Raw genomic sequence first — 26,116 nt, forward strand, 5'->3', positions numbered from 1 at the left:
AAGGCGGCGACGCGGTGGCAGTTCTGGAAGGCGAGAGCGATGCCGAAGTGCCGTTCCAGGCTGCCGCGGATGGCGTCGCTGGACAGGGCGCGCAGCAGCTGTCCGCGCTCCTTCTCGGAGGGCGGCGGGGTCTGGTTGTCGGCGAACTCTGCGGTGCCGGAGTGCAGTTCGTCCGCCAGGCGGGCGATGAGGTCGTAGGCGTACGGCAGGGAGGTGCGGACCGTTTCCACGAAGTCCTGCTCCCGCACCTCGCCGTTCTCGGCCTCGGCGAGCAACTGCGGGGAGACGTCGAGTGACATGAAGGGCTGTCCTGTTCTGTGGTTCTGTTCTTGAGGCGGTGGGGGGTCAGGCGAGGGCGCCGAGGGCCGCCGGGCCGTGCTGGAAATCAGGGTCGACCTGGGTGGCGAGGTCCGTGCCGGTCGCCTTGTTGGCCCAGGCGGCGGCGTTGCGCAGGTGGAACTCCACGGCGTGCTTCTGGAAGGCCGCCCAGTCCTTGTGACGGCTGTCCACGGCCGCGCGCAGCAGGTCCAGGGTGCGGATGTTGTGCGGCTCCAGCCCGCCGTGGCCGCGGCCCTGTTCCTGGGCGCGGACATGGGAGGACAGCTCGCAGTGGGCGAGCAGGTCCCCGCCGACGTGCTCCTCGAGGAAGAGCAGGTCGTCCTCGCCGGTGACCTTGTTGCCGACCACGGCGACCGGGATGCCGAACTCGGCCGCGTGGTCGCGGTACTGGCGGTACACGGAGAGGCTCTTGCGGGTCGGCTCGACGACCAGGAAGGTCATGTCGAAGCGGGTGAACAGGCCGGAGGCGAAGGCGTCGGCGCCGGCGGTCATGTCGACGACGACGTACTCGCCGGGGCCGTCCACGAGGTGGTTGAGGTACAGCTCGACCGCACCGAGCTTGGAGTGGTAACAGGCCACTCCCAGGTCGCTCTCCGCGAAGGCGCCGGTGACCATGAGCGGTACGGCGCCGACCTCCTGGACGTGGTGCCCGTGGATCTCGTCGTCGCCGAGCAGCCGCAGCAGCCGGGAGCCGCGTCCGGGCGGGGTCGTCTTGGCCATGGCCTCGAGAGACGGGATCCGCGGGTTGCTGCCCCGCAGGTACTCCTTGATCTCGTTCGTGCGCGCGCTGAGCGGCGGCGCGGCGAAGACCTCGTCCTCGCCGAGACCGAGCGCGTAGGCCAGGTGCTGGTTGATGTCGCCGTCGATCGCGACGACCGGCGCGCCCGAGTGCGCCAGGTGACGGGAGAAGAGGGCCGACAGGGTCGTCTTGCCGCTGCCGCCCTTGCCGACGAAGGCAACGCGCATGGCTAGCCACCCCCTCTATTGAAAATGGATGTCATAAGCATAGGCTGGAGGGGCGGCCGGGTGCTGTCAAATCACTCGAGCGTCAACTCGCCGAGGACTACGGCGCGTTGGTGTTCCCCCCCGGCGGCAAACGGGGGATCCCCTTCGCCCATACGGAGGACACGCGGAGATGAGCGATACCGCAGGCGGCCGTCAAGAAAAGGGCTGGGCCCGCGCCGCAGTGGTGCGACGCGAGCCCAGCCCTTGCCGGTCGGAGGGCGACGCCGTCAGAAGGCGCCGGTGCCGTCGGGTGTGCCGAGACCGGTCGGCCCGTCGTATCCCGGACCCCCGGTGCACAGGTAACCGCCGCCGCAGGAGCCGTTGCTGCCCGAGGTGACGTCGTTGAGCGCCGACCTGTGGCTGTACGGATACGAGCCGTCAACGACCTGAGAGGTGTTTCCGGCCAGGGCGTAGACGCTCGCGATGATCGGCGACGCGACACTGGTGCCACCGACCTCGACCCATCCGTCGGCCCCCTGCGCGAGACCGAGTTGAAGCTCGGTGTCGCACAGCAACGCGCCGCCGCAGCTGTTGTACGTGTCGTAGACCGCCACCCCGGTGGAGGGATCGGCGACCGCGGCCACATCGGCGACGGCACGCCTGGAGCATCCGGAGTCATGCTGCCAGGACGGCTTGGCCTCGTACGCCGAGCAGCCCGAGCCCGCGCCGCTCCAGGCGGTCTCGGTCCAGCCACGCGAGTTGGACGCCTTGCTCAGCGAGGTGCCGCCCACGGCGGTGACGTGCGGGGAGGAGGCCGGCCAGGAGACGCCGTAACCGGAGTCACCCGAACTCGCTGTGATCGCGACGCCGGGGTGGTTGAAGTGCGAGTCGAAGGAGGTGATGGTGTTGTCCTCGGACCCGCCCCAGCTGTTGGAGAGCGAGACGACGCCCGAAGTGGTGGCGGCGGTGTCCTCGGCCGTCATGAGATCCGCGACGTTCGCCGAGTTCGCCTCGACCAGGAGGATGTGGCAGCCGGGGCAGGCCGCCGAGACCATGTCGAGGTCGAGGCTGATCTCCTCGGCCCATCCGTGGTCACCCGAGGGCAGCGGCGATGCCTGGCCCCGCTGATTCACCTTGCGGAAGCAGCCGTTGGCGGTGGTGCACGACGGCAGACCGTAGGCGCTGCGGTAGGCGGCCAGGTCGGACTCGGCGTTCGGGTCGTCCATGGCGTCGACGATGGCCACCGTTCGACCGGATCCCGAGGTACCGCCCAGTTTGTAGGCGGAACGCAGATCGGACGGCGTATACCCCACCGAGGTCGGGGATCCGGTGACGAACGGCGACATGCGGCCCGAGGCGGTGCGGTGGGCCTTCATGACGCCGAAACAGCGGACCTGTCCCGCTTGCGAGGGATGGAAGCAGCCGAAGCCCGTCGTCCCCGCGGAGGCGGACGCGCGCGGGGCGGATGAGACGGCGGCTGCCTGGGCACCGGTGGCCAGGCCGATGGTGAGGGCGGTGACGGCGAAGGTGAGCACGGCGGTGAGGGCAGCTGCCATCCGCCGCACCCGCCGTCCCGGTCGGTGGTGGTGGATCACCAGGGATCCGGAGGGTATCTCGCGTCGGTGCATCAAGCCTCCGTGCGGTTTGAGGCGGTTTCAGGCGGTTCGAAAGGGCCGGACCTGGCGAAAAGCAGCATTGACAGAAGGCTGTGAGGTCAGCTGCGGGCCGGTTGGTTCACCATGCGGTCGCCCTCTTACGCTGGTCAAGGCCGTGCCGATGCAGGTCTTGTGAGGCTGCCGCGATGAGTGAGTGAACCGCCGTACCGGCGCGGTGGAGGTCCACTGACAGCACCGGCCCGAGGGCCGCCCGCCGTGAACGGCCCGGAGACCGGGCGTCAGTCCACCAGTACCGGCACCGTCTCCCTGGCCCGGCTCACCTCCCGCAGGTCGAGGTCCACGGACGTGAAGTCCGCAGCCGGGCCCAGCGTTGCGCGGACCTCGCCGAGCGGCGAGACGACCAGGCTGCCGCCGACCCCCGTGGGTGCCGCACCGGACGCGGCGCCGACGCCGTCGGTCCCGCCCGGATCGGCCTGGCCGCAGGCGACGACGAAACTCGTCGAATCCAGCGCCCGGGCGCGGGCCAGCAGCGTCCACTGGTCGAGCTTGCCCGGGCCCGCGCCCCACGAGGCGGGCACGACCGTCACCAGGGCGCCACGTGTGGCGAGTTCGGTGAACAGGCCGGGAAAGCGGATGTCGTAGCAGGTGGCGACGCCGATCCGGACGCCGCCGACGTCCACGGTCAGCGGCTCGGTGCCGGGCGCGACCGTGTCGGACTCCCGGTGCCCGAAGGCGTCGTACAGATGGATCTTGTCGTAGCGCCCGAGGAGCCCGCCGGGGCCGGCCACGATCACCGTGTTGTGGACACGGCCGTCGGCGGCAGGGGTGAACATCCCGGCCACGACGGTGAGTCCGGCGGCGGCCGCGAGCTCCCGCACCCGGGTGGCCCACGGGCCGTCCAACGGCTCGGCGACCGCTCGCAGCGGTACTCCGAAGCGGCACATCGTCGCCTCGGGCAGCACCAGGAGCATCGCCCGCGCGGCCGCGGCCCGGGCGACCTCCTGCTCGACGAGGAGGAGGTTCGCCCCCGGGTCCGCGGTGCTGCTGATCTGGCCGAGCGCGACGCGCAGGAACGCGGACGCGGTCACAGGGACTTCAGGACGGCCGTCAGGCGGTCCAGGCCGGCCACCAGGTGGTCGTGCCGGGCGGCCGAGTACGCGATCCGCACGTGGTCGGCGTAACGACCCTGCTGGAGCGGGTCGTAGAAGGTGCCGACGGAGTAGACGATCCCGGCCTCCCGCGCCCGCTCGGCGAGCGACTCCGCGCTCGCGAGGCCGCCGCTCACCTTCGCCCAGACGAAGAAGCCGCCCGCGGGGTCGTCGAACTCCAGCCGGTCGCCCGCCTCGCGCAGGCTGCGCACGGTGAGTTCGGCGCGCTCGCGGTAGATGTCCCTGCCCCGCGCGAGGAGTTGCTCGAACCAGCCGTCGCGGGCGAGCAGGGTGCGGGCGATGGCCTGGGAGAGGGTCGAGCTCTGGAAGTCGTAGCGGCGCCGCAGGTTGATGACGTGCGGGGCCAGCCACTCGGGGGCGATCAGCCAGCCCAGGCGCAGGCCCGGGCCGAGCGTCTTGGCGAAGGTCTGCACGACCACCACCCGGTCGCTGCCCAGCGGGAAGTCGGGCTCGCCCCGGCCGTCGGGCGAGAAGTGGCGGTACGGGTTGTCGGACAGCACGAAGAAGCCGTACCGCTCGGCCAGTTCGACCAGCTGCAGACGCTTCTGGTACGGCAGCAGGCCGCCGGCCGGGTTGTGGAAGTCCGGCACCGTGTAGACGGCCTTGGGGCGCAGCCCGCCGCGCAGCCGCTCGGCGAGGACGTCGACGTCGAGGCCGTGCGGGCCCACCGGGACGGGGTGGATGTCGGCGCCGGTGTTCTCGATGATGCGGATCGTGTCGGGGAAGACGGGGTCGTCCACGACGATCACGTCACCCGGCTCGGCCACGGCCTGGAGCGCGAGCGCGGTGCCGTGCAGTCCGCCGTTGGTGATCAGCACGCGGGAGGGATCCACGCCCTCCCCGGCGGCGATGAGCGAACGCAAGGCCGGATCACCCGCGTTGGGGCCGTACGCGAGCGCGGGCCCACCGGTGTCCGGCCCGGCCAGCAGGTCGTTCGTCACCTCCCTGATCTCGGCCAGCGGCAGCGCCTCGACGGCGGGCGCGCCGCTGACGAGGTTCACGAAGTCGAGGCCCGGCCTGCGGGCGGGGACGGCGTAGGGGGAGGAGAGGGAGAGCGCGGAGATGCGGGAGGAGATCAGAGTGTCGGGGGCGGGGGTGGTGAGCGCAGTGGTCATGCCGGGGTCCTTGCCGTGAGTGCGTACGGTACGGCCCGCCCTGCGGGTGTGGCTGTGCAGGAGGCGGGGTGAGGGGACCAGGCCGAAGCCCGGTCCGGGGAGTGGTTCGGCTCGGTGACGGATGCGGTCGATGGTGTACGGCGGCACGGTCAGGCCGGGGGCGAACCACTCGTCCTGGCGGCCGGACTCGACGGCGACCAGCCCGTCGACATGGGCCGCGAGCAGCCGGCCCGCCGCCCACAGCGGGCCCACCTCGGCCACCTGGACGCCGAGCTGGGCGCGCAGGCCGAGGGTGCGGGCGCGGCGCAGCATCCGCAGACTTGCCAGCGGGCCGCCGCACTTGGACACGCGGACGTTGACGTAGGTCGCCGCGGCGTGCCTGATCGCGTCGTCGAGGTCGGCGGGGACGACCGCCGACTCGTCCAGCATCACGGGACAGCCGGCCTCCCGCTGGATGCGGTGCAGGGTGGCCCAGTCGCGGGGGCGGGTGGGTTCCTCCAGCCAGTCGACCGTGTCCGCGAGGAGGGCGGCCGCTCGCAGGGCCTGCGCGGGCGACCAGGCGCCGTTGGCGTCGACGGACACCGTGGTGCGGGCCGGGTCGGTGAACTCCCGTGCGGCCAGCACGAGGTCGCGCGTCGCCCGGGGGTCGGGCAGGCCCTTGACCTTGACGTGGGTCAGGCGGGAACGCGCCTCGGCCGACAGGGCGCCGAGCAGCTCCCCGGGCGTGCGGCTGGCGTCGACGACCAGTGCGGAGGCGGGGACCCGCGGCTCGGGACGCAGCACCTCCCCGCCCACGACGGCCAGGGCGTCCGCCGCGTCCCGGTCGTGGGCACGGCACCAGGCGTCCAGCAGGGCCGTCTCCAGGGCGGCGGCGGCAGCCGGGGCCGGGTGTTCGCGGGTGCCGAGGGCGGTGGGCAGGTCGAGGGCGGCGAGGGCGCGGACACCGGAGTGAAAGGAACCCGTGAACACCCCTTCCAGCAGCGAAGGGTGCGCCTGCGTGAGGGCACGCACTGCCGAGTCCAGGCTCTCCCCGGTGACGTACGTCCGCGGTGCCCCCTCGCCCCAGCCGGTCGCGCCCGCGAGTGTGCAGCGGACCAGGACCGAACGGGACGTACGGCGGGAGTGCGCGGCATGCGTGAAGGGCCGGGCCATGGGGACCTCGGAGGTGAAGACCTCCACCGGCAACGGCAGACCGTTCATCGCGTACTCCCGGTGGCCGTCGCGGCCAGCCAGTCCCAGTAGCGGTGGCGGGCCGCCGAGAACTCGACGTAGTGACCCGAGTCCGGGAAGTCGACGGCGCTCGCGCGCCGGGTCAGGCCGGTGAGGACCTGCCAGGAGGTGTCCAGGTCGATGATCGCGTCCTGCCCCGGGCGCACGAAGTGCACGGGGTGCGCGAGGCGTACGGGGTGCCCGGACAGCGCCGCGTCCCAGGTGCCCCCGCGCATGTACACGTCCTCCAGCTGCACCATCACCGACCGGGTGGACGCGGTGACCTGCCGGATCATCAGGATGTCGTTGGCCATGAAGTCCAGGTAGGCCGTGACGTCCGTGTAGTCCGCGTCGGCCAGGGCCAGCGGCGCGGTGCTCAGACCGCCCGCCGAGCGCAGGGCCGCCAGGGCCTCGCCGCCGCCGTGGCGGGCGCGCTGCTGGCCCAGTGCGGGGGCGCAGAAGACGAGGCGGGCGCCGACGGTGTGCCCCTCGGTGACCAGGGCCGCGAGGATGCTGCCGCCGAAGCTCTGGCCGACGAGCGTCAGCGGCACGTCCGGCGCCTGCGTGCGCACCGCCGTCAGGGCGTTCGCGTAGTCGTCGAGGACCTGTGCGGCCGAGGGGAGGTGGCCGCGCGGGCCGCCGCTGGTGCCGCTGCCGCGCCGGTCCAGGGCGTGGACGGAGAGGCCGCGCGTGGCGAGTGCCGGGCCGGTCTCGAAGAGCCAGCCCGCGTGGCTCTGGATGCCGTGGACGTAGAACACGGCGGCGGTGGGCGGGCGGTCGGGAGCCCAGTGGTGCAGGGCGAGTTCGGTGCCGTCGGAGGCGGTGAGCGAGAGCGTCGTACGGTCCTGGGAACGTGCCGTCAGCGCGCTCATCGGGCGGCACCGGCCTCTGCGGACGCGGGGGTGAGCCGGAGCCCTGGTTCCGTGGTGGTCCTGAGCAGGCCCCCCTCGGCCAGGTCGTCCAGCACCTTCCGGTCACGTTGCAGCCAGTGGTGCTTGACCTGGTTCGAGGAGGTGCCGCGGGCGCGCAGCCGTTGCTCCGAGGCGCGAGCGAAGGCGCCCCACTCGGCGGCGGTGATCTCGATCCGGCCCAGGCGGCGGGAAGCGCGTTTCTCGCCGTACTCGATGTTGATGCGGCGCAGCGCGGCGTCGACGTCCCGGGCGAAGGATTCCAGGGCGGCCGGGCCCAGGTCGGCGGCACCCTCGACGACCACGTGGTAGCGCGGCGGTGCGCCCCACACGGGCACGCAGGTGAACAGCGGGCGCCCGCCCAGGCCTTCCGGAAGGGAGGCCACGACGGCCTCGTGCACCTGTGTCTCGGTGAGCTTCTCGCCGGTGAAGGAGGCGCGGAAGCCGGCCCGGCCGGTGAATTCCAGGCGCGGGGTCGCGCCGTAGCGGCCGACGACGCGGTAGACGTCGCCGACGTCGTAGCGGAGCAGGCCGTTGGCCTGGCTCATCACCAGGCGGTACTCCCGGCCGGTCTCCAGCTCGTCGAAGAGCACGGTCGGCGCGTCCGGGGCGAGCGAGTCACGGCCGTCGGCTGCCCAGGGGCCGTCGACGGGGACGAACTCGTAGACGCCTTGGCCGACGGCGAGCGGGCCGGCGGAGGCGTGGCCGTCCACGGGGAGGGTGACGATGCCCTCGGTGCCGGTCGTACTGAAGGGCAGGCGCCGTACACCGGGCAGGGCCTCCGCCAGCCAGTCCCGGTACAGGGCGGCGGACGCGGAGTTCCAGGCGACCGCGAGATCCAGGCGCGGCCACAGGTCCGTCAGGGCGGGGGCGCCGCCGGTCGCGTCGAGGACGGCGGCCAGGCGGTCGGCGGTCTCCCGGTCCGGGGTCACGGCGGGGTGGCGGCGGCCGTCGAGGGTGCCGTCGCGCAGGTCCGTGACCAGGCGTTCGCCGGACGCGGCCAGGGTCTCGGCCAGGCTGATGATCTTCGACGGGTTGAGGGCCACCACGGCCCGTACGTCGCTTCCCGCGAGCAGGCGCACCTTGCGGTACAGAGCCGCCTCCCAGCCCTCGGCCGGTTCGGCGAGCAGCCACGGCTCGTCGTACCAGGGCGGCAGCCAGTCGCGGGAACTGACCGCCGCGGGGCGGTTGGAGATGCTGTAGACGGGCCGCTCGCCGCCCGGTCCGGGGCGGGCCGGGGTGCGCTCCCAGGACAGGTCGAGGACCTGCGGGATGTGCGTGGCGGGCGCCGAGGGCGCGTCCGCCTCCGCGAGCGCCTCGAAGTACAGGCCCCACTGCGCGTACAGGGCGGGCCCGCGGTAGTGGTCGCGCCAGTGCCGGGTGGTGGGGATGTGCTTGGGCGTACCGCTGGAGCCGGAGGTCTTCAGGAAGGCGTACGGCCGGCTGCGGGTCAGGACCGCGGGCAGGCCCTGACGGGCGCGGCGGATGTACGGCTCGACGTCCTCGTACTGCTGGATCGGCACCGCCCGTCGCCACTCGGCGACGGTGCGGACGCGGTGCAGGGCGTGGGCGCGGCCGAACTCCGTGTCCGCGCACTGGTCGAGAATGTCCTCGAATACATTCCGGGCGGTGTCCCCGGGATTTTCCAATACTTTTCGCAGGCTGTGCAGGGCGTGCTGGGTGTGGATGCCGAACGCGTGGCACGGGCAAGGCGTGGGGGAAGAGATGGCCGGATTCACTGCGGGTGCGGCCAAGGCTGCCATGTTTGTCCTCTGGTCGGGATTCACGTGTGCAGGTGCAGCAGGGAATACCGGTTTCGCCTGGTGGGGAAGCCGGTGATGAAGCTGGTGGTGAAGGTGCCTGTCAACTGCCGCAGGCGGGGTGGGCGCAAGAGTGCGCCGGCGCGGCAGGATCAGCGAGAAGTGCGACAGGAGTTGCGCATGGACATGATTATTTGCGATTTCACTGCTGTCCGTCAAGAAATTTCTGGGTGCAATGTGCCGCTATTGTTGCGCGCCGATGAATTCTGCTGGGATTCTGCAGCGGAATTCCACTTCCTGCTGATGCGCCGGTCACCCAGCACACCCGTCAGGGCGAAAAGCGTCACGGCACATCCGGCGCCCAGCAGCGTCCGCGGGCCCAGGCCCATCAGCGTGCCCGCGAGGGCGGTGCCGGCCGAGGAGACGGCCATCTTCAGGGCGCCCATGGACACGTACACCTGGGCGCGGGCCTCCGGCGGCGCGTACACGGCGCGCACCGCGAGCGTCGCCGTGAACAGCAGGGCACTGGCCGCCCCGGTGGCGGCGAACGTCACCACGGCCACGGCGTATCCGGGCGCCACGGCACAGCAGGCCACCGCCGCCGCGCTCACCGCGACCAGCACGGTCGACGTCCGCTCGGGCTCGCCCCGCAGCGGAACGATGCCGGCCACGACCGATCCCGCGAGATAACCGAAGCCGTAGACGGCGGCCAGCGCGGCGCCCGCCTCGGGACTGCCGGTGAGCTGCCGGCCGAGGGTGGTCGCCACGACCGTGATGCCGCCGGCGACCAGCGCGGTCAGCGCCATCGCCAGCATCACGCGGCGCAGTTGGCCGACGGTCGCGATGATCCGGAAGGTCTGCCGGACCCGGAGAGGGCCTGCCGGGCCCTTCGCGGGCGGCGCCCCGGCGGGCAGCGTCCGTACGGTGAGCGCGGCCACGGCCGCCGCCGTGCCGAGACACAGCACCCCGGTGCGCGCACCCAGCACGGCACCCACCGCGCCCACGGCCGCGGGCCCGAACGTGTTGCCGATGCCGTACGTGGCCGAGTCCCAGCCCTCCGCCCGGCGTCGACCGCGTTCGTCCCAGCCGTCCACGGTGGCGAGCCGGCTGCTCAGTCCGCCCGTCACCAGCGGCCCGCACAGCCCGGCGACCGTGACGAGCCCGGCCACCACGAGGAACGGGACGCGCCCGAGCAGCAGCGCGGCCGCGGCGAGCGCGACGCCGAACACGAGGAAGGACACGCCCAGGACCCGGCGCCCGTCGCGGGCCCGGTCGAGCACGCCGGCCAGCCAGGGGCCTGCCACGTACGGCGCGGTCAGCAGCGCGGCGAGCAGCCCGCCGGGAGCCGCGCCACCGGGGCCGCCCGTACGGACGGTCAGGGTGAACAGGCCGACGGCCGCGCCGCCGCTCGCGGTGCGGACGAGGGAGGCGGTGAGGAGGTAGCGGACGAGGGTGTCGGCCGTACGGGGGGAACGTACGGAAGTGACGGACGTGGGCGTCGTACGAGGGGAGCCGGTGCCGTCGCGAGAGTCGCCCATGTCAGCCGCCGCCCCGTGACTCCGCCACCGCCGTCAGCGCGAACCCGAGCCGTTTCTCGATGTCCCGCCGCACCACCGCGACCTCCTCGGCGGCCCGGTCGGCGTCGTCGCCGACGACCCGGATCATGCCGAAAGTGTCGAAGTTGCCGTTCATCGCCCGGAGTCGGTCCCCCGGCTCGGCGCGGCTCCAGCCCGAGTGCAGGCGCGGCCGGAACTCCTCGAACCAGTCGGCCGGCAGGTCCTGTGGAACGACCGAGTCCTGCGCGGCGGCCAGGAAGGTGTGGCTGGCCGCCCGGCGCCACGGCAGCGGGTGCGCGGGCGCGGGCACGCCGAGGAACAGGTCGACCAGGATCTCGAAGACGTTGTGGTCCGTGGCCATCCGCACCGAGTCCGGCAACGAGCCCCCGGAGATGCGCGGGTTGGCCTCCACGAGCCGGAACCCCTTCGCCGTACGCATGACTTCGACGTGGAAGATGCCGAGGTCGAGTCCGAGGACCCGGCAGACTCGGACGGCGTAGGCGCCGAGTTCCGCCTCGTCGGCCGCGGGCAGCCCCGACGGCACCGTGCACCCCAGCTCCAGCACCGGGTTGTCGCGGCCCATCTTGCGGCCGACCGCCACCAGCGGGGTGAACCGCTCTCCGTCGGCGGCCACTTCGACCGAGTACAGCTCGCCGACCGCCAGCTCCTCGACGATGTACCGTTCGTCCAGCTCGGCCGCCAGCCCCGGCTGCATCGACCGCAACTCCTCGGCGGCGGCGGCGAAATGGGCGCGCAGCCCCTCCGGGTTCTCGACGATGCTGGTGACGGCCTTGCCGACGCCCGACACCGGCTTGATCACCACGGGGTAGCCGATGTCCGCCGCGGCCCGAAGGGCCTGTGGCAGCGTGGTCACCACCGCGAACCCCAGGCTCGGCACCCCCGTCTCCCGCAGGATCTCCCGGCATCGGCCCTTGTCGCGGGCGGCGGCCACGGCCTCGTACGGAGTGCCGCGCGCGCCGAACCGCTCGGCGAGCCGTGCGGCGCTCAGCACGCACAGGGACAGCGTGGACAGAACGGCGTCCACGTCCCCGGGCCGGATGCCGTGCTCGCGCAGCAGGCCGATCAGCAGGCCGACGTCCTGGAGGTCGTCCGAGCGCAGCGTCCGGTCGGCGAGCTCCTCGGCGCGGGCGCGCTCGGCGGGCGGGGTGACGAAGTCGTACAGCGGTGAACGCAGCAGGGTCACTTCGTGACCGAGCCGCTTGGCGTGCGCGATGGACTGGACGCCCAGCGCGGTGATCTCGACAAAGACGAGGTGGGCCACCGGTGGTTCCCCTCTGGGTGGGGTTGTGACGGGTGTTGGGGAGTGGCCGGGGAGAGGGGGCTTCAGGACGCACCGCGGGAGAGCCAGTGCTCGGGCCGGACCCGGATCAGCACCGACCCGGCAGTCCGCTCGGCAGTGGCCTCCACGAAGGCGTCACCCGCCGCGGCCCCCAGATAGCGGTGGGCCAGCGCCCGCCGCTCGTCGAGCGTGGCCGGGGCGCGGAACTCCACCACCGGGCCCTCGACGCTGACGTAGGTGCGCGGCGGTTCGGTCCGCTGCACACACAGGGAGACCCGGCCGTGCCGGCGCACCAGCGCGGCCTTGCGGCTGTCCAGTGCGGTGATCAGTGTGATGTCGCCGCCCGGTGTGTAGGCGTACCAGAGCGGTACGGACAGGGGCCCCCGGCCGTTGTCCGACGCGACGCTGACGACGGCGATGTGCGGCTCGGCCAGAAACGCCTGGCGCTCGGCCCCTGTCATGGCATGCACCTGCCGGTCCTTCCCCCGATCACTCATGTCGTTCCAGCCTGCGGGTCGCCGCGGCGCGGGTCCAATACAGGTTTTCTTGCCGCCCATCAGGATCGTTTATCGGGTGCGGGACCGCCGGTGTGTGTACGAGACATGAAGTGTCCACGAGCCGGGCCGGGCCGTCGGCCGGGGCTGCCTACGATGCCCGTATGGAACTGCGCCGTCTGAAGTACTTCGTGGTGCTCGCCCGACACCGGCACTTCGGGCGGGCCGCCGCGGAGCTGAGCATCGCGCAGCCCGGCCTGAGCCAGCAGATCAAGGTGCTGGAGCAGGAGCTGAAGGTGTCCCTGCTCGACCGGGGCCCGCAGGGCGTCACCCTCACCCCGGCCGGCCGGGCGCTGCTGGAGGGCGCCGAGCCGCTGCTGACGGCGGCCGGCGAACTGGGCGAGCGGGTACGGGCGGTGGCCGAGGGCACGTACGGCAGGCTGCGCCTCGCCTACTCCCGCTCGGGCGCCGACGACCGCATCACCGATGTGATCCGCCGCTTCCGCAAGGACCACGAGGACGTCCAGGTGTCGGTGACCACCGGCATGTCGTCCTGGTGCCTGCGCCTGCTGCAGGACGGCGGCCTGGACGCCGCCTTCGTGCGCGGGGTGATCCGCGAACCGGGCATCGCTGCCGCCGTCGTGGCCGAGGAGGAGGCCGCGGTGATCCTCCCCGCCGACCACCCCCTTGCCGCCCGCGACCGCCTCACCCGCCGCGACCTGCGCGGCCTGCCGGTCGTCCTGTGGCCACGCGAGGCGGGACCCACGCTGTACGAGGAACTGGTCGCCGACGTCTGGCGGGACGGCCCGCCTCAACTCGTCGCCGAGGAACCCGACTTCGAGCAGGTCGTCGCCTCGGTCGCCGAGGGTGCGGGCGTCTCCGTGATGGACCTGGGACGCGCCCGCAAACTCTGCCCGCCGGAGGTGGCCGTCCGCCGCTTCGCCGAGGACGAGTCCGGGGGCTCGCCCCGCTACGCCGTCTCCTTCGTCCACCGCGCGGACGACCCGAACCCGGTCCTGGCCAGGTTCGCGTCGTACCTACGGCAGCCGCCCGGTCAGGGATGCCGACAGGGATGCACACCACCCGCGTGAACACCACCGACCTGGCGGCGGCCTGCCGCGCGACCAGGGGCGAGTCCTGTATTCGGGGTGTCAGACACCCGCGTAGGAGTGCTTGCCGGTCACGAAGATGTTCACGCCGTAGAAATTGAAGAGGACGCAGGCGAAGCCCACCAGGGCAAGGTACGCCGCCTTGCGTCCCTTCCAGCCGGCAGTGGACCGGGCGTGCAGGTAGCCGGCGTAGGCGATCCAGGTGATGAAGGACCAGGTCTCCTTGGGGTCCCAGTTCCAGTAGCGCCCCCAGGCCTTTTCGGCCCAGATGGAGCCCGCGATGACGGCGAACGTCCACAGCGGGAAGACCAGGGCGTTGAGGCGGTAGGAGAGCCTGTCGAGGTTGGCGGCGGCGGGCAGCCGTTCCAGGATGCCGTCGAGACGGCTTCCCCGCTCTTCTCCTGCGGCAAGACGGCGTTCCCGGGACTCCTGCGCCAGATAGGAGACGGTGACCGCGAAGCCGGCACAGAAGACACCCGCACAGATGATCATGGCGGAGACGTGGATGCCCAGCCAGTACGAGTGAAGGGCCGGAACGAGCTGCTCGGAGGCGGTGTACAGCACCGTGACGGCCAGGCCGAGGATCAGCAGCGCCGCGATGAGGATCGGCAGTCCGAGCCAGCGCACGTTCTTGCCGGCAGCCAGCAGGGCGAGGTGGGCCCCCACCACGGTCAGGGCGAAGACACAGGAGAACTCGTACATGTTCCCCCAGGGCAACCGCATCACCGACAATCCTCGGGTGAGCACACCCCCGGCGTGCAGGAGGAAGCCCAGGGCGGTCAGCGAGACCGCGATCCTCCCCAGGAGGTCCGCCTGTTCGTCCGTCCCCGCGGCCCCGGGGCCGTCCGCCGGCGCACGGTCGTGGCCACCACGGCCGCCGTTGGTGACGACGACAGGCGCTGTGCGGACGAGCGTGGACACGGCACCGTCGGTCCCCCCGACGTGCTGCCCCTGCGGCGCCGTCTTCCTGGACCCCGCTCCGGCGGGCGAGGCGTACGCAGCGGAGAGGCGAGCAACCGTGCCCCGGCTGCCGAAGGCCCACTCGGCGCAATAGGCGAACATCGCCAGCAGATACACGGCGATCGCCGAGTAGATGAGGTAGTTCGAGATGTTGGCCAAGTTGATGTCGACCGCCGCAGCAGCGAGGACCACCGTCTACTCCTTCCAGCTCAAGGGAGCGGGGAACGACGTTGCGACCCCTTCGACGGCACGTCTCGAATCACCGGACCAGCGGGCACACCGCCGCGCACCGTCACATGTGCCGCTGCTTGGAAACCCGGTATGCGGTAAGGGAGTTGGGATCACAGCCATGAGTGTTGCACGGGGCATCGGAGGCCCTGGCAGCGGGCTGCTGGCGTGACTCTCGTGCCGAATCCGTTCGTGCCGAATCCGTTCGGGCCGAATCCGTTCGTGCCGAATCCGTTCGTGCCGAATCCGTTAAGACACCTGGTCCTGCCTGCACCCGCCGGACCGACCCCTGCCTCGGCTGCTGTGCGCCGAGGGCTGCCGTGGTTCGCGCGTGGTCACGGCGTCTTCCGGCCTCATATGCGCCGCATGCGTGCCACCGATTCATACCCGAAGTCCCTTGCCGGCGTGGCGCGTTCGCTGCCTGGTGGCGCAGAGCGCGTAGCACTACCGTGATCCGGGGAGGTACACCCAGTGCATTACGCCCACTCGTCCTCGTGGCGGTTCTCCGAGGGCAGCTCCCAGATGCTTCACGCCGCGCTGTTCATTCGCGACGCCGCTGCTCTGCCGGTTCCGGCGGACGAGCCGGTGCCGCCACTTCTCGGCCACCCGCCAGTGGCCGTGGATGCCTCGGAGTCCCTGGATCGGGAAGGGCTGGCCGCCCAGTGGCTGGAGTGGTGGGGCGAGCTGGTCAGGTGCGAGATGAGCGAACACGATCGAAGCCAGGGTGAGGACAGCGACGACACTGCATTACCCGTAGAACGGATCCTGCAGCGACGGGAGGCTGTCTTCGATCCTCCCGACTTCGACTCGCTCCGCGCCACGCCACAGCTCCAGGCCCTGGTTCTGAAGAATTTTCGCGAGTCCCTGCTGTGGGCCGGGGAAATGAGGCGTCGGAATCCATCAGGAAGGCCGCCCGGCCGTTCGGCGTTCTCATGGACTCTCGTCAAGAGCGTCGCCGAAAATGTGGCCACGACGTACGGTGTTCCACATGCGGACGTCACCGGGGCGGTCCAGGTCCTGCGGGTTGAAGGAATCTGGTCACAGTCGACCGGCCCAGGCCGCACGCTCTGTTCTACCGCAGCAGCAGCCGATCCTGACTTCGCGGCGGCCCTGCTGCGCGACACCTTCGTCTCCGGGCTCGGGGCGTGACGGAGCGGCTGTGAAAACTACGTTCTGTAGTTCTCACCGGCCCGTGGTGTTTTCGGTCGGCCTTGACCCGGCTGCCTGCTCCGCACTACGGCGATACTACGGCGATCAAAGCGCGCCAAGCCGCGAGGCCGCCTGCGGCCAGGGATCTGACGAGCGCGGGCGCACGCCCAGGAGCGTGGAGGGGAGCGCCGCGGGTTTCGGCTACAAGACGTCCCTGGCCGGCTGCGTCGGGCGCCGACAGTGGACAGCCCCTTCCGGCCATGTGCCAACCGGGGCAAGGTGCCAGGTTCGGCCGTGATCGTGCCGGCCCGCCGCACGGACGCTGCGGGCGTCACTGCCACTGCGAGCTGGTGGCGATGGCCCGCAGCTGGGCCGGTGTCAGGATCGGCGCGGTACGGGTCGAGGGGGCGTTCTGGCTCGGTGCCTGCCACTCCATGAGGGTGACGTAGAGCCCGTCAGGATGCAGTACGTTCACCGCCTGGTGCCCGGGGCCCGCTCCGGGTGGTGCCTGCCGGGACTCGATCAGCGTGCCGTCGGCCAGGGGTTTCGTCCCGGCGAAGACGTGGCTGCGGATCGCGGTGGTGGAGGTCTGCCGGGAGACGTGCACCTCGAGCAGCGACGTGCCGTGGCCGTCGTCCACCCACAGCTGCCCGGACTGCCGGCCGCCGGGCGGGCTCGAATGGCTCAGGCCGGCCGGCAGCAGCGCGGTCAGGGTGGCAAGGGCGCGGTCGGCGGGCAGTGTGCCGGTGAAGGTCGGCTTCGGGGCGGCGGATGCCGTGGGCGAGCCGGTTGTGGCCGAGGCCGCCGGACCGGCGAGCGTGTGGCCGGCTGTTCGGCCGTCGGACAGCATTCCGGGGACGACCGCCGCGCCGAGCCCGACGAGCGCGAGTACGGCTGCTCCGCTCACGCCGACGGCCGTGGCGCGACGGCGGCTCCTGCGCCGGCCGTTGCGGACACCGGCCTGCAGAAGCGACGGGGTGTTGGGCGGCTCGAAGGTCAGGAGGGTGGTGCGCAGGGCTTCGGTGAAGTCTTCTTCGATGGGCATGGCTGGTCACCGCGTTTCGGGGTCGGTGAAGAGGGTGAGGTAGGTGCCGCGGCACCGGGGTCAGGGGCTGACGAGCTCGGACAGGTCGTGGCCCAGAAGGTCCCGGATCCGGGCGAGCGCGCGCATGCTCTGGTTGCGTACCGCGCCCGGCCGGACCTGAAGGATCGCGGCGGTCTGCTCGACGCTGCGGTCCTCCCAGTAGCGCAGGAGCAGCACGGCCCGGTCCCGGGCGGAGAGCCGGGCGAGAGCGTCGAGCAACGTGACCCGCAGCGTGGCGTCGTGCTCGGTGGCGGCACCGGAGTCCGGCAGGGTGCCGGTGGGCTGCTCAGAGCTGCTGCGCCGGCGGCGGTAGGACAGGTAGGTCCGTACGAGGACGGTGTGGGTGTAGGCCGCCGGGTCGTCTATCTGCCCGATCTTGCGCCAGTTGGCATACATGCGGCCCAGCGTGTCCTGCACCAGGTCCTCCGCGAGGTGCACATCACCGCTGGTGAGCATGCACGCAGAGCGGAACAGAGGTGCGGATCGCGCAGCGGCGAATGCCATGAACTCCTCTTCGTACCGGCGCTTCATCCGAGATCCTGTTCATCGTCCACACTCTGAAGATGCTGTGGCTGCAGGATTACGTCCCACCCGGAGAAGCAGAAATCTTGCCGCCTCGGGCGAACTGCCCTCCGGCGACGTCGAGGTCGGGCCTGAGCAGGGGCTGGCGCGTGGCTGCCGCTCCGCTTCCCGTCCCCGCCGCCTCAAACCGTGCCTGCTGACCGCACGGCGGCTTCGAAGATCCGGCTCTGCCTGACCCACAGCCCGCTCGGCGGCCTATGCGGCATCTGCCCTCTGTGACGTCATGCGCTCAGCACATCGTGCACGACACCCAGCGGGAGGCGATCAGCCACCTGGACCGGCTGCTCACACCCCGTCTGCCTGCCGCCTGAGAGGCGGCTGCCGTCCAATGCTCCCGCTACAACGGCCCGGACCATGATCGGTCCGGGCCGTTTCCCTTGTGCCCCCGGCAGGATTCGAACCTGCGACACCCGCTTTAGGAGAGAGGGTGGGCCGCACGGCAGGTGACCTGCGGCTTCGCTGGCCATGCAAGCGGGCATGGATGCGCCCGCTTGTCACCCCTGTTGACCGTGGCTGACCCTCGTGTCTGGCACGGTTGTGGCACGCGACATGGTCGCCCGGTTACGTGAACGCGCTGATGCCCAGCTGTAGTCGAGTCGGCTTGCTGTACCGCTTGCGCATCTGAGCAACCTACTCATCGTCGGCGTCAGCGGCGGGGAGGCTTGCCGCCAACTGGTGGACCACGTGCACTCTCTCCAAGTCTGTTGATGAAGCGTTGAGTTGCATGCGGGGGCGTTGACCTACGTTCATGGGCGGCCCGGTCTTCAAGACCGGCGCACCCATGGTCTTGCCTGAGCGACCGTGAACGAGCCTGAATTAGGGGGAAATTGGGACAGTCCTCCCCTTCATGTTCGGCCGGGGCAGTCGTAGCTCGATGGGTAGCCTTTGCACCGGTACGTTTGGGCGGGGAGCCGTCGACGGGGCGCGATGGAGGGGCTGGGGCATGGGGCGGTCGAACGAGGCCCGTGACATGGAGATGTGCAAGATGTACGCGGCCGGTCGCACCTTGCAGGAGATCGGGGATCAGTACGGCGTCACCAGGGAGCGGGCGCGCCAGATTATCAGCAGGAGGAGCGACGCCGTTTCAGCGTCGACTGCGCGCAATGCTCGGCGCGAGGCGCGGGCAGAGGAGCTGACCAGCCAGGTCGGAGAATTCCTTGCAGCCCATCAGGTGGGCATCGTCAAGCTGGCGGAGGAAGGAGTGAGCCGCAGCGATGTCGAGGCGCGTTTCGCTCTCTTGTATCCCGAGGTTCCGGCGGCAGTAGTGCGTGAAGCAATCGCCGAAGCCAAGGTTCTATTCGACGTGGATGTGCAGGAGTTCGCGTTCTCCCTCACGGCTATAGAAGGCGCCGTCTGGTACGCCCTTGCCCGTGAGCGCGGGCTTGGCGCCGACCGGCTCGGAGCGGCGCAGAAGATGGACCTCGATGAGCTCGAAGGCACAGGCCAGGTCCTCCTACGGGAGGGGGTCGAATCGGACGCTGTTGCGGAGATCCTCGGCCTGATCCACGCCGCCCAGGAACTTGTACGATCTGGCGCGCAGGTCGGCATATCCGCAGCGCGCTACAACGCGCGACGGGAGTCCATCCTCGAAGAGCTGGGAATGGAATCCAGTAAAGGGACCAGGCCGTGGCCGCCCACCAGCCAGACCGTCATGAAGCGGCTGGGAGAGGGCTCATGGGCCAAGGCCCAGATCGCCCTCGGTCTCACTCCCGATTCCCGGGGCCGGCCCGAAGGGCTGCTGCTGTTCGAGCCTCAGGACTACCCCGCAGCTGTGGCAGACTTCCTTCGCGATGCCCAATCTGTTGGCAGCCCATCCACGTTCGAGGCGTACACCTCCTGGGTGGAGGCGGAGGAGAGGTCCGGTCGCAGGCGCCCGTCAGCACCGTCCGTACGCCTCTACTATCGAGGGTGGACTTCAGCCAAGCGGGCTGCGGTCGCCGAGGGGGCTACCGTCGTCGCCCATCGGACGAGAGAGCGGTCCGGGGTTCCACAAGCTGCGACAGCACTGCACCACGCCCAGCAGGAGACGGATCGGGCCCTTGGCGCGCTGGTCGAACTCCGGCCTGCGGACCGATCCGCGCACCTAGAGCGGTTCCTCAAGGCGTTTATGCAGGAGTTTGAATTCCGGCGCCGGGGGTGGATTCGCGGGGCGGTAGCGCTGGACGGGTCGACTATCGGGCGACGACTTTCTGACCCCACTCTCAAAACGAAGCATAGAACGGCTCTGACGCAGAGCCCACCCGCCGTGGACGAGGTCTTGACCGACATGTACCTCGACAAGCTCGGGGCTGGCGACCCGCGCGTCACCGACGGCTGGATGAGGCCGGACGTACAGGCTGAGCTCGATGCCGTGGGGGATGGGACTATCGCACGCTTCACCGTGCTGAAGGAATCAAGGAACTACCTCGTGCATGGCTCCCAGGAGGCGCGGCGGCGGCTTGAGGTGGCCCTGAAGGAGCTTGCCACCGTGGAGTCCGGGTTTGAGCTTAAGCAATCCCTCACGCCGCGCGTCTTGCTCACCTGGTTGCTGGCGAACGATCAGCGACGACTGCGAGTACTCCTCGGCTGTGTGCCGGACCTGTGGCGGGCCATGGTCATTGGGGAGACGTTGCTTGTGGCCGCACCTCAGACGTAGCCGCTGGCCGGGCAGCCGACGCGCTGCCGAGTCGGAGAGCTCAAGACAACAAGCGAGGCCCAGGTCGTTTACCTGGGCCTTCGCCCTGGAGCCGACGACGACAATCCAAGTCGCGCTCTCAGCTTGGGAAGCTGTGGACATCCAAGGTCTGTTGTAGGCGCTGGCCTGCTCGAACAGTCGGTTTGCGGCCTCTGCGTGCTCGTCTACTCTCACCGTGATTCCCCGCTGTTCCCCGCCCGATCTGGAGCGCTTGTGGTGCGTGTGCGGCGACGGTGGGTGTCCGCGTCGGAGGTCGCCCGGGAAGCGACGAGGTCTCAGTTGCCCTCGGTCTGGGCCGCCGACTCGTCGTCTCCGCCGGCACGGAGGCGATGATTGGCCACTTCGAGCCGCGGGCCGACAGTCATGCATTCAGCAGCGCCAGCCCTGGGTGAGTTCAACAGTTCGAAGCCCTGGGGTCGGGGTACGGATTCCTAGCCCGTTGTCTTGCGACCGGTTCGGCTCATTGCCAAGATGGGAGCTTGCGTCGTCACAGAGATCGCCTGGGGGCTCTGCATATGGCTGTGAAGAGCAACGATCAACGCCTACTCGACCGCATCCTAGAAGATCAACGGCGCCGACTTGCGCCGAACCAGAAGATGGACGATTTCTTTAACTATTTTGCGGCGAGCACAGCATTGCAGGACCTGGATCTGGACGTTGATGAGCTCCGAGACGGCATCGTTGATGGATCGCATGACTGTGGCATTGACGGCCTTTGGGTTTTTGTCGACGGCCGCTACGTTTCAGCCAATATAGAACGGCATGTAACCGTTCGGGCTAATAAAATTGAGCTTGTAATTCTACAGGCGAAAACGTCTCCCGGTTATCAAGAGAACGCTTTCGAGAAACTGCACTACCACTTGCCCTTGCTGCTCGACATGGATCGCGATATCAAGGAGCTCTCCGAGTCGACAAATGCAAAGCTTCTGGACCGCACCGGTCGATTCCTTAACGTCTTGGAGGCCCTTGCATCCTCCTTCCCGGAGGTGTCAATCAGAGTCATTTATGCCACTCGATCAGCAGAGCAGCCGCATCCTAACGTCCGGGCGAAAGGGACCAGGCTTGCTCGCGAGTTGGCCAAGGTTGCATCGCAAACAAAGTGCGACGTCGAGTATCTGGGTGCGGCAGAACTTAGGGCATTGTCGGCTCGCGGTGCCGTGGTCGTTTCTGAAATGGTGTTTACCGAGACGCCTATGAGCACGTCACTTGGTGAAGGTTATGTCTGCCTGGTACGCCTCGATGAATACTATAAATTCATCACGTCGAGTAATGGAGCATTGCGTCTCGAATTGTTCGAATCGAACGTGCGAGATTATGCCGGACGCACCTCGGTAAATACCGCGATCGGGGAGACGCTAAAGTCTAGCCACCGCGAAGATTTCTGGTGGTTCAATAACGGCGTGACCATCGTCGCGGAAGAAGTTAGAATTGCCGGCAAGAAGATCGTAATTAGGGATCCTCAGATCGTGAATGGTCTCCAAACGAGCCATGAGATATTTAACCACTTTCAGAATGCTGGACAGCATAACGATCGTTCGGTCCTCGTAAGAGTTATGGTTCCGCCGACTTCTGGGCGCGCGAGAGATGTCATTATCCGCGCGACTAACAGCCAGACCCAGCTCCCACCGGGAGCACTACGCGCTACCGAGAAGATCCAGAAAGACATTGAAGAGTCGCTGGCGCGAGACGGCTACTACTACGAGCGGCGGGCGAATTACTACAAGAACTTGGGATTCCCTCTGGAGCAAGTCGTCTCCATGTCGCGACTTGCCCGAGAGTACACAGCATTTGTCGTTGGGGAGCCGCACACCGCACTTAAGTACTCGGAGACGCTGCTATTGGATGATTCCCACTACTACAAAGTCTTCTCGACTGACAATGATCTCGACCTCTACAGGTTGGTACTTGATGTACATGTGCGGGTCGGAGAGTTTCTTGCCTATTATGCCGAAGATCGCCCACTGCTCGGTGATACGGCGGAGAACTGGCGGTACCATCTTGCATACATGAGTTCATTTACTCTGACGCGTTTGAGGCGACCCACGCAAAGGGATCTACTGAACGCGAGAACTGAGCATCTGACGGATGCCCTTTTGGGGCCAATGGCGAACCTTCTGGATCGCGAATACCGTGCAACACTCAGAGGGAACCGGGCTCAGGGAATCGACAAAGTGGCTCGTAGCCAGGATTTCACAGTCGGGTTGCGGCAAGCAACTATTGCGATGCGTCGATTCAGGATTGACCGTTGATCTCAACGGCTCCGGGCTGCTTGCGGGGTTAGAGGGTGAGCACCGCAGCACCATCAGGGAGCCACCCGGTCAGACTGGGGCCATGCCAGACTGGGATTGCTGTGTCCGGCACCGCTGATGTCACTCGTGGATGTCAGAACGACGCCACCAGGCGCGCTCGCTGGCACGATGGTCCCGTGGTTGACCTCGAACGCATCAAAGCAGAGACCGTGGCGTAGTACCGAGCACTCGATGAGGCTGCCACCCTGCGGCACCACTTCCGCCACGCGGACGAGGAAGGCGGCCTCTGGTACATCGAGGCCGTGCCCGACCGCGGCGAGTTGATCGCTATCAAGCAGGCCTAGCTGACCTCGGCCGGCCAACTCCACCGGTACAGCTGGGAGCACCTGGAGGACGAGCACAGCGGCCTGACAGACCAGGCCATCGATCTTGAAGAGGATCTCCTGGAGACCATTCCGGCCGCGCAGTTCGAGCGGGTGTGGACTCGGTGAGTGGGCTGCACAGTGATCCTATGGCATGGGCAAGTCGAGCGCGCCGGCCGTGTATGGCCGCTGGCGACCGCCGCTGTTGACGTCACACGTGGCACCAGGCACCGAAATGCGCCGGTTACCAACGGCCGCTGACATGGGCCTCCGCTCTTGGTTGGCACGCCACGCTGTTCCCCGCCGGTCTCGTCACGACTGCGTGGAACGCTAGGCGCAGCCTAAGTGATCTTGCACGGCGCCGGGGATATAAGAGGTGTGGCCATTGATGCGCAGCGGTGAACTGTCAGTTCAACGATCCCCATCAACACGAGGCTAGTTTCGCTCTATACTGATTCCCTTGGGTACCGAGGGGCGGCAGGGGGGCTTCGTGATCTTCAGTTCCGTTAGGATTTTTAATTACAGGTCAATTCAAGATTCGGGCACGCTACCGCTTGGCTCGATTACATTGATCATTGGCAGAAATAACACAGGAAAGTCTTCCCTCCTCCGCGCTCTGTACTTGCTTCAGGAAGGATCAGACATACGCGGGTCTGATATCCGAGTGGGGCAGAGAGAGGCGAATGTCCTGCTCTCGTACGACAGTGAGCTTCCTTTGTCGATTCAGCGCAACGCTCAGTTGAGTAAAGACTTCCCAACAAATCATATACAGATTACGCTACAGGAGGAAGGAGTAAGAATCGGGGCGGCGGACTCCGAGGGCAGCTATGTCGTGACTCAGTCGCCAGGGAAGTCTCCGAATAACCTGATTTACCCTGTCTTCTCAGGCAGGGTGCAGCGCAATTCTGCCGGGCAGGTTGATCAAGACAATGTAGCGGCAGTCTGGGCGCATGATGGCAACATCGTGGCGCGTGTCGCGGCGCTCGCCTCTGCCCAGTTCCCTGAGGCCGTTCAGTTCCGGCAACTGTGCCGAGACGTCCTCGGCCTAGAGGTTAACGTGATTCCCGGTACCCACGGACAGTACCTCGGAATGCAAGTTGACAGATTTACCGGCGTCAACATTGATGCTATGGGTGCTGGTGTGGCTGGCGTCCTCAATCTCATCGTGAGCCTTTGTGGCGCTAAAGGTAAGCTATTCTTGATCGAGGAGCCAGAAAATGATCTACATCCATATGCGCTAAAGGCGCTGCTGGACGCAATTTTGGTAGCCAGTAAAGGCAATCAATTCATCATCAGCACACACAGCAGTATTGTGCTAACCAAACTGGGGAGCGCAGATAACGCAGTCGTCCTCCATACAGAAACAGATGGGCAGATTCCTCCGACGACCTCATATGAAGTGGTTGCGACGCCGATGCGCCGGGTGGAGGTCCTGCAGGAACTTGGCTATGAGATAGGAGATTTGCACCTGAGTGATGGGTGGATGATCTTTGAAGAGTCTAGCGCTGAACGCCTAATCCGGCAGTATTTTATTCCTTGGTTCGCTCCTGGGCTGCGGGGGATACGGACCGTAGCAGCCGGAGGCACAAGTCGAGTAGAGCCTATTTTCATTGATTTTGTGGAGATGCTCCTTTTTTCGCATCTTGAGCCGCTGTACAGGCATCGCGCATGGGTTGTGGTGGACGGCGACGCAAGCGGTCTGGGTGTAGTTTCGCAACTGCGTGCAAAATTCAAGACTTGGCCCTGTGATCGGTTCGCGTCATGGCATCAGGAAAAGTTCGAGGACTACTATCCGGAAGTTTTCCAGGAGAAGGTCTTGGCTGCCTTCTCCAAGGCTAGCAAAGCGGACGTCAAGCGCGCTAAAAAGGAACTGCTTGACGAGGTGCTCGATTGGATCGAGTCGGACGAAGCCACTGCTCGTGGAGAATTTGAAAAAAGTGCTCAGGAAGTGATCGTGTATCTCCGGTCGGTAGAAAAAGAGCTGGCACGCATGGGAAGGCCGAGCAGCCAGGACACGGGGGAATAAAATGCGAGCTAGTGCACCGAAGTCCGTGGGAAGCGTTTTCGTAGTCGGGCGACTGCCTACTATTACCTACAATCCGCGTGAGCGGCTGGGCCTTGAGCCTCAACTTGAGGAGTATCTAGAGGATCGCGGCGCTCTCCTATCGGTGTCTGGGCCTACCAAGACAGGAAAGACCACGCTGTTGCGTAGCGTGGCGGCTTCGGGAGTTTGGCTTTCTGGCGGAGCCGTATCCTCAAAAGAGGAATTTTGGCGAAGTGTTGCCGAGAAACTGTTTGAAGATGACGATAAAGCTGCCAACCGCAGCATGGGAGTGATTCGCAGAGAGCTGCTTCGGTCAGATCGGTGTCTGGTAGTGGACGACTTCCACTATATCGATCAAGATGTGCAACTTGACATCGTGAGGTCCCTCAAAGACCTGGTTTTTGATGGGCTGCCGGCCATCGTGGCGTCTGTCCCGCATAGGGCTTATGATGCTGTCCGGGTGGAGAAAGAAATGACAGGTAGAGTGGCGCACCTTTCTATTTCCCCCTGGGACGACGAGGACCTGCTGAGCATCGCTAAGAAGGGGTTTGCTGCACTCAACCTCAGAGATGAGGAGTCGAGTCTCGCTCGTCGACTGTCGAGGGAGAGCTTCTCAAGCCCTCATCTAATGCAACAGTTCTGTAAGCGGCTGTGCAGAGAAAATGGAGTCGACAAAACTGCCGACGAAGCTGTTCTACTAACGGCTCCCAGCTCTTGGATTAATTTTTTTAGGCAAAGTGCGGCAGATACTTCTAAGGCAGCGTTCGATCTCCTTGCCCAGGGGCCTAGACGCCGAACTGACCGTATGCAACGTGAACTCCGAGACGGTCGAACTGTTGACATCTACGGGGCCGTCCTTGAAGCCATCGCGAACACGGGACCGGTTCTTGCGATTGGCTATGATCAACTGCGTTTGTCGTTGAGGGAGGTCCTTAAGGATGAGGTACCGCAACGTCATGAGGTGACCCGCGTACTAGATCAAATGACCAAGATCGCGAAAGAAGATATCGAGGGCGAGCCGGTAGTTGACTACGATGAGGGGCTGTCGACTCTGCATGTATCTGACCCGTATTTCGCCTTCTATTTGCGGTGGGGGCAGACGGGTCGACTCATGGCCGAAGAAGACTAACCAAGGTCTCTGGTGCGGAAACCGGACGTCAGGTCTGCGGAGCGGCTTTGGGGTGGCGCTGCTTTGGCGCGAGTGATCATGGCCCCGTAAGCTTCCGGCGCGTCGGGCAGTCTGTGGACCTGCCCGGTAAAGCAC

Annotated in this window: 19 protein-coding genes and 1 tRNA gene; 6 read left to right on the top strand and 14 right to left on the bottom strand. The window is 67.6% G+C overall.

Translation table 11 applies throughout. The features are described 5' to 3' along the window. The 10 genes from ABT288_RS41785 to ABT288_RS41830 all read right to left on the bottom strand — a co-directional run. On the bottom strand, nucleotides 1-299 hold a 299-nt coding region (locus ABT288_RS41785), incomplete at its 3' end, for an SCO5389 family protein (RefSeq protein WP_351619790.1). A 46-nt stretch (nucleotides 300-345) separates the two neighbouring features. Beyond that, on the bottom strand, nucleotides 346-1,305 hold the full coding sequence (locus tag ABT288_RS41790; protein WP_351619793.1) for an ATP-binding protein: 960 nt from the start codon (nucleotides 1,303-1,305) through the stop codon (nucleotides 346-348). Nucleotides 1,306-1,571: 266 nt separating this feature from the next. Beyond that, nucleotides 1,572-2,840: a S53 family peptidase gene (locus ABT288_RS41795; RefSeq protein WP_351619796.1), complete on the bottom strand. Its 1,269-nt coding sequence runs from the start codon at nucleotides 2,838-2,840 to the stop codon at nucleotides 1,572-1,574. Nucleotides 2,841-3,178: 338 nt separating this feature from the next. Next, nucleotides 3,179-3,970, bottom strand: a complete 792-nt coding sequence (locus tag ABT288_RS41800; RefSeq protein WP_351619843.1) for a carbon-nitrogen hydrolase family protein — start codon at nucleotides 3,968-3,970, stop codon at nucleotides 3,179-3,181. A 14-nt stretch (nucleotides 3,971-3,984) separates the two neighbouring features. Then, nucleotides 3,985-6,384, bottom strand: a complete 2,400-nt coding sequence (locus ABT288_RS41805) for an aminotransferase class I/II-fold pyridoxal phosphate-dependent enzyme (RefSeq protein WP_351619799.1) — start codon at nucleotides 6,382-6,384, stop codon at nucleotides 3,985-3,987. After that, entirely contained in the window at nucleotides 6,381-7,265 is an 885-nt protein-coding gene (locus tag ABT288_RS41810; RefSeq protein ID WP_351619802.1) for an alpha/beta hydrolase, read from the bottom strand. The genes ABT288_RS41805 and ABT288_RS41810 overlap by 4 nt, the downstream gene beginning before the upstream one ends. After that, on the bottom strand, nucleotides 7,262-9,064 hold the full coding sequence (locus tag ABT288_RS41815; protein WP_502972969.1) for a GH3 auxin-responsive promoter family protein: 1,803 nt from the start codon (nucleotides 9,062-9,064) through the stop codon (nucleotides 7,262-7,264). The genes ABT288_RS41810 and ABT288_RS41815 overlap by 4 nt, the downstream gene beginning before the upstream one ends. Nucleotides 9,065-9,276: 212 nt before the next feature. Further along, nucleotides 9,277-10,599 (bottom strand): MFS transporter, encoded by a 1,323-nt coding sequence (locus ABT288_RS41820; RefSeq protein ID WP_351619808.1) that lies wholly within the window; start codon nucleotides 10,597-10,599, stop codon nucleotides 9,277-9,279. A 1-nt stretch (nucleotide 10,600) separates the two neighbouring features. After that, nucleotides 10,601-11,899 carry an ATP-grasp domain-containing protein gene (locus ABT288_RS41825; protein ID WP_351619811.1) on the bottom strand — a complete coding sequence of 433 codons (1,299 nt, stop codon included), beginning with the start codon at nucleotides 11,897-11,899 and terminating at the stop codon, nucleotides 10,601-10,603. 62 nt (nucleotides 11,900-11,961) lie between these two features. Then, the gene (locus tag ABT288_RS41830) at nucleotides 11,962-12,378 is read right to left on the bottom strand and encodes a pyridoxamine 5'-phosphate oxidase family protein (protein WP_351619813.1); all 417 of its coding nucleotides are present in this window, start codon (nucleotides 12,376-12,378) and stop codon (nucleotides 11,962-11,964) included. A 197-nt stretch (nucleotides 12,379-12,575) separates the two neighbouring features. On the opposite strand from ABT288_RS41830, the gene ABT288_RS41835 reads away from it, so the two are divergent. Next, entirely contained in the window at nucleotides 12,576-13,502 is a 927-nt protein-coding gene (locus ABT288_RS41835; RefSeq protein ID WP_351619816.1) for a LysR family transcriptional regulator, read from the top strand. Nucleotides 13,503-13,562: 60 nt separating this feature from the next. Here the strand turns inward: ABT288_RS41835 and ccsB are convergent, their stop codons facing one another. Then, the gene (gene ccsB / locus ABT288_RS41840; RefSeq protein ID WP_351619819.1) at nucleotides 13,563-14,672 is read right to left on the bottom strand and encodes a c-type cytochrome biogenesis protein CcsB; all 1,110 of its coding nucleotides are present in this window, start codon (nucleotides 14,670-14,672) and stop codon (nucleotides 13,563-13,565) included. Nucleotides 14,673-15,230: 558 nt separating this feature from the next. On the opposite strand from ccsB, the gene ABT288_RS41845 reads away from it, so the two are divergent. Continuing rightward, nucleotides 15,231-15,857, top strand: a complete 627-nt coding sequence (locus tag ABT288_RS41845; RefSeq protein WP_351619822.1) for a hypothetical protein — start codon at nucleotides 15,231-15,233, stop codon at nucleotides 15,855-15,857. Between the two features lie 331 nt (nucleotides 15,858-16,188). On the opposite strand, the gene ABT288_RS41850 is transcribed toward ABT288_RS41845, so the two are convergent. The 3 genes from ABT288_RS41850 to ABT288_RS41860 form a co-directional block, all read right to left on the bottom strand. Further along, the gene (locus ABT288_RS41850) at nucleotides 16,189-16,902 is read right to left on the bottom strand and encodes a hypothetical protein (RefSeq protein ID WP_351619825.1); all 714 of its coding nucleotides are present in this window, start codon (nucleotides 16,900-16,902) and stop codon (nucleotides 16,189-16,191) included. 60 nt (nucleotides 16,903-16,962) lie between these two features. After that, nucleotides 16,963-17,472, bottom strand: a complete 510-nt coding sequence (locus ABT288_RS41855) for a SigE family RNA polymerase sigma factor (RefSeq protein WP_351619828.1) — start codon at nucleotides 17,470-17,472, stop codon at nucleotides 16,963-16,965. Nucleotides 17,473-17,903: 431 nt separating this feature from the next. Continuing rightward, nucleotides 17,904-17,978, bottom strand: a tRNA-Arg gene (locus ABT288_RS41860). Between the two features lie 488 nt (nucleotides 17,979-18,466). On the opposite strand from ABT288_RS41860, the gene ABT288_RS41865 reads away from it, so the two are divergent. The 4 genes from ABT288_RS41865 to ABT288_RS41880 all read left to right on the top strand — a co-directional run bounded on the left by ABT288_RS41865 (nucleotide 18,467) and on the right by ABT288_RS41880 (nucleotide 25,981). Next, a complete protein-coding gene (locus tag ABT288_RS41865; protein ID WP_351619831.1) occupies nucleotides 18,467-20,158 on the top strand; it encodes a sigma factor-like helix-turn-helix DNA-binding protein in 1,692 nt (563 codons plus the stop codon). 554 nt (nucleotides 20,159-20,712) lie between these two features. Next, nucleotides 20,713-22,446 carry an AIPR family protein gene (locus ABT288_RS41870; RefSeq protein WP_351619834.1) on the top strand — a complete coding sequence of 578 codons (1,734 nt, stop codon included), beginning with the start codon at nucleotides 20,713-20,715 and terminating at the stop codon, nucleotides 22,444-22,446. An 822-nt stretch (nucleotides 22,447-23,268) separates the two neighbouring features. Next, the gene (locus ABT288_RS41875) at nucleotides 23,269-24,834 is read left to right on the top strand and encodes an ATP-dependent nuclease (RefSeq protein ID WP_351619837.1); all 1,566 of its coding nucleotides are present in this window, start codon (nucleotides 23,269-23,271) and stop codon (nucleotides 24,832-24,834) included. 25 nt (nucleotides 24,835-24,859) lie between these two features. Beyond that, complete coding sequence (locus tag ABT288_RS41880; RefSeq protein ID WP_351619840.1) at nucleotides 24,860-25,981, top strand: ATP-binding protein; 1,122 nt, start codon at nucleotides 24,860-24,862, stop codon at nucleotides 25,979-25,981. Nucleotides 25,982-26,116: the final 135 nt, after the last annotated feature.

The sequence above is a fragment of the Streptomyces sp. NPDC001093 genome, from assembly GCF_040298985.1.
In the GTDB taxonomy this organism is placed as follows: domain Bacteria; phylum Actinomycetota; class Actinomycetes; order Streptomycetales; family Streptomycetaceae; genus Streptomyces.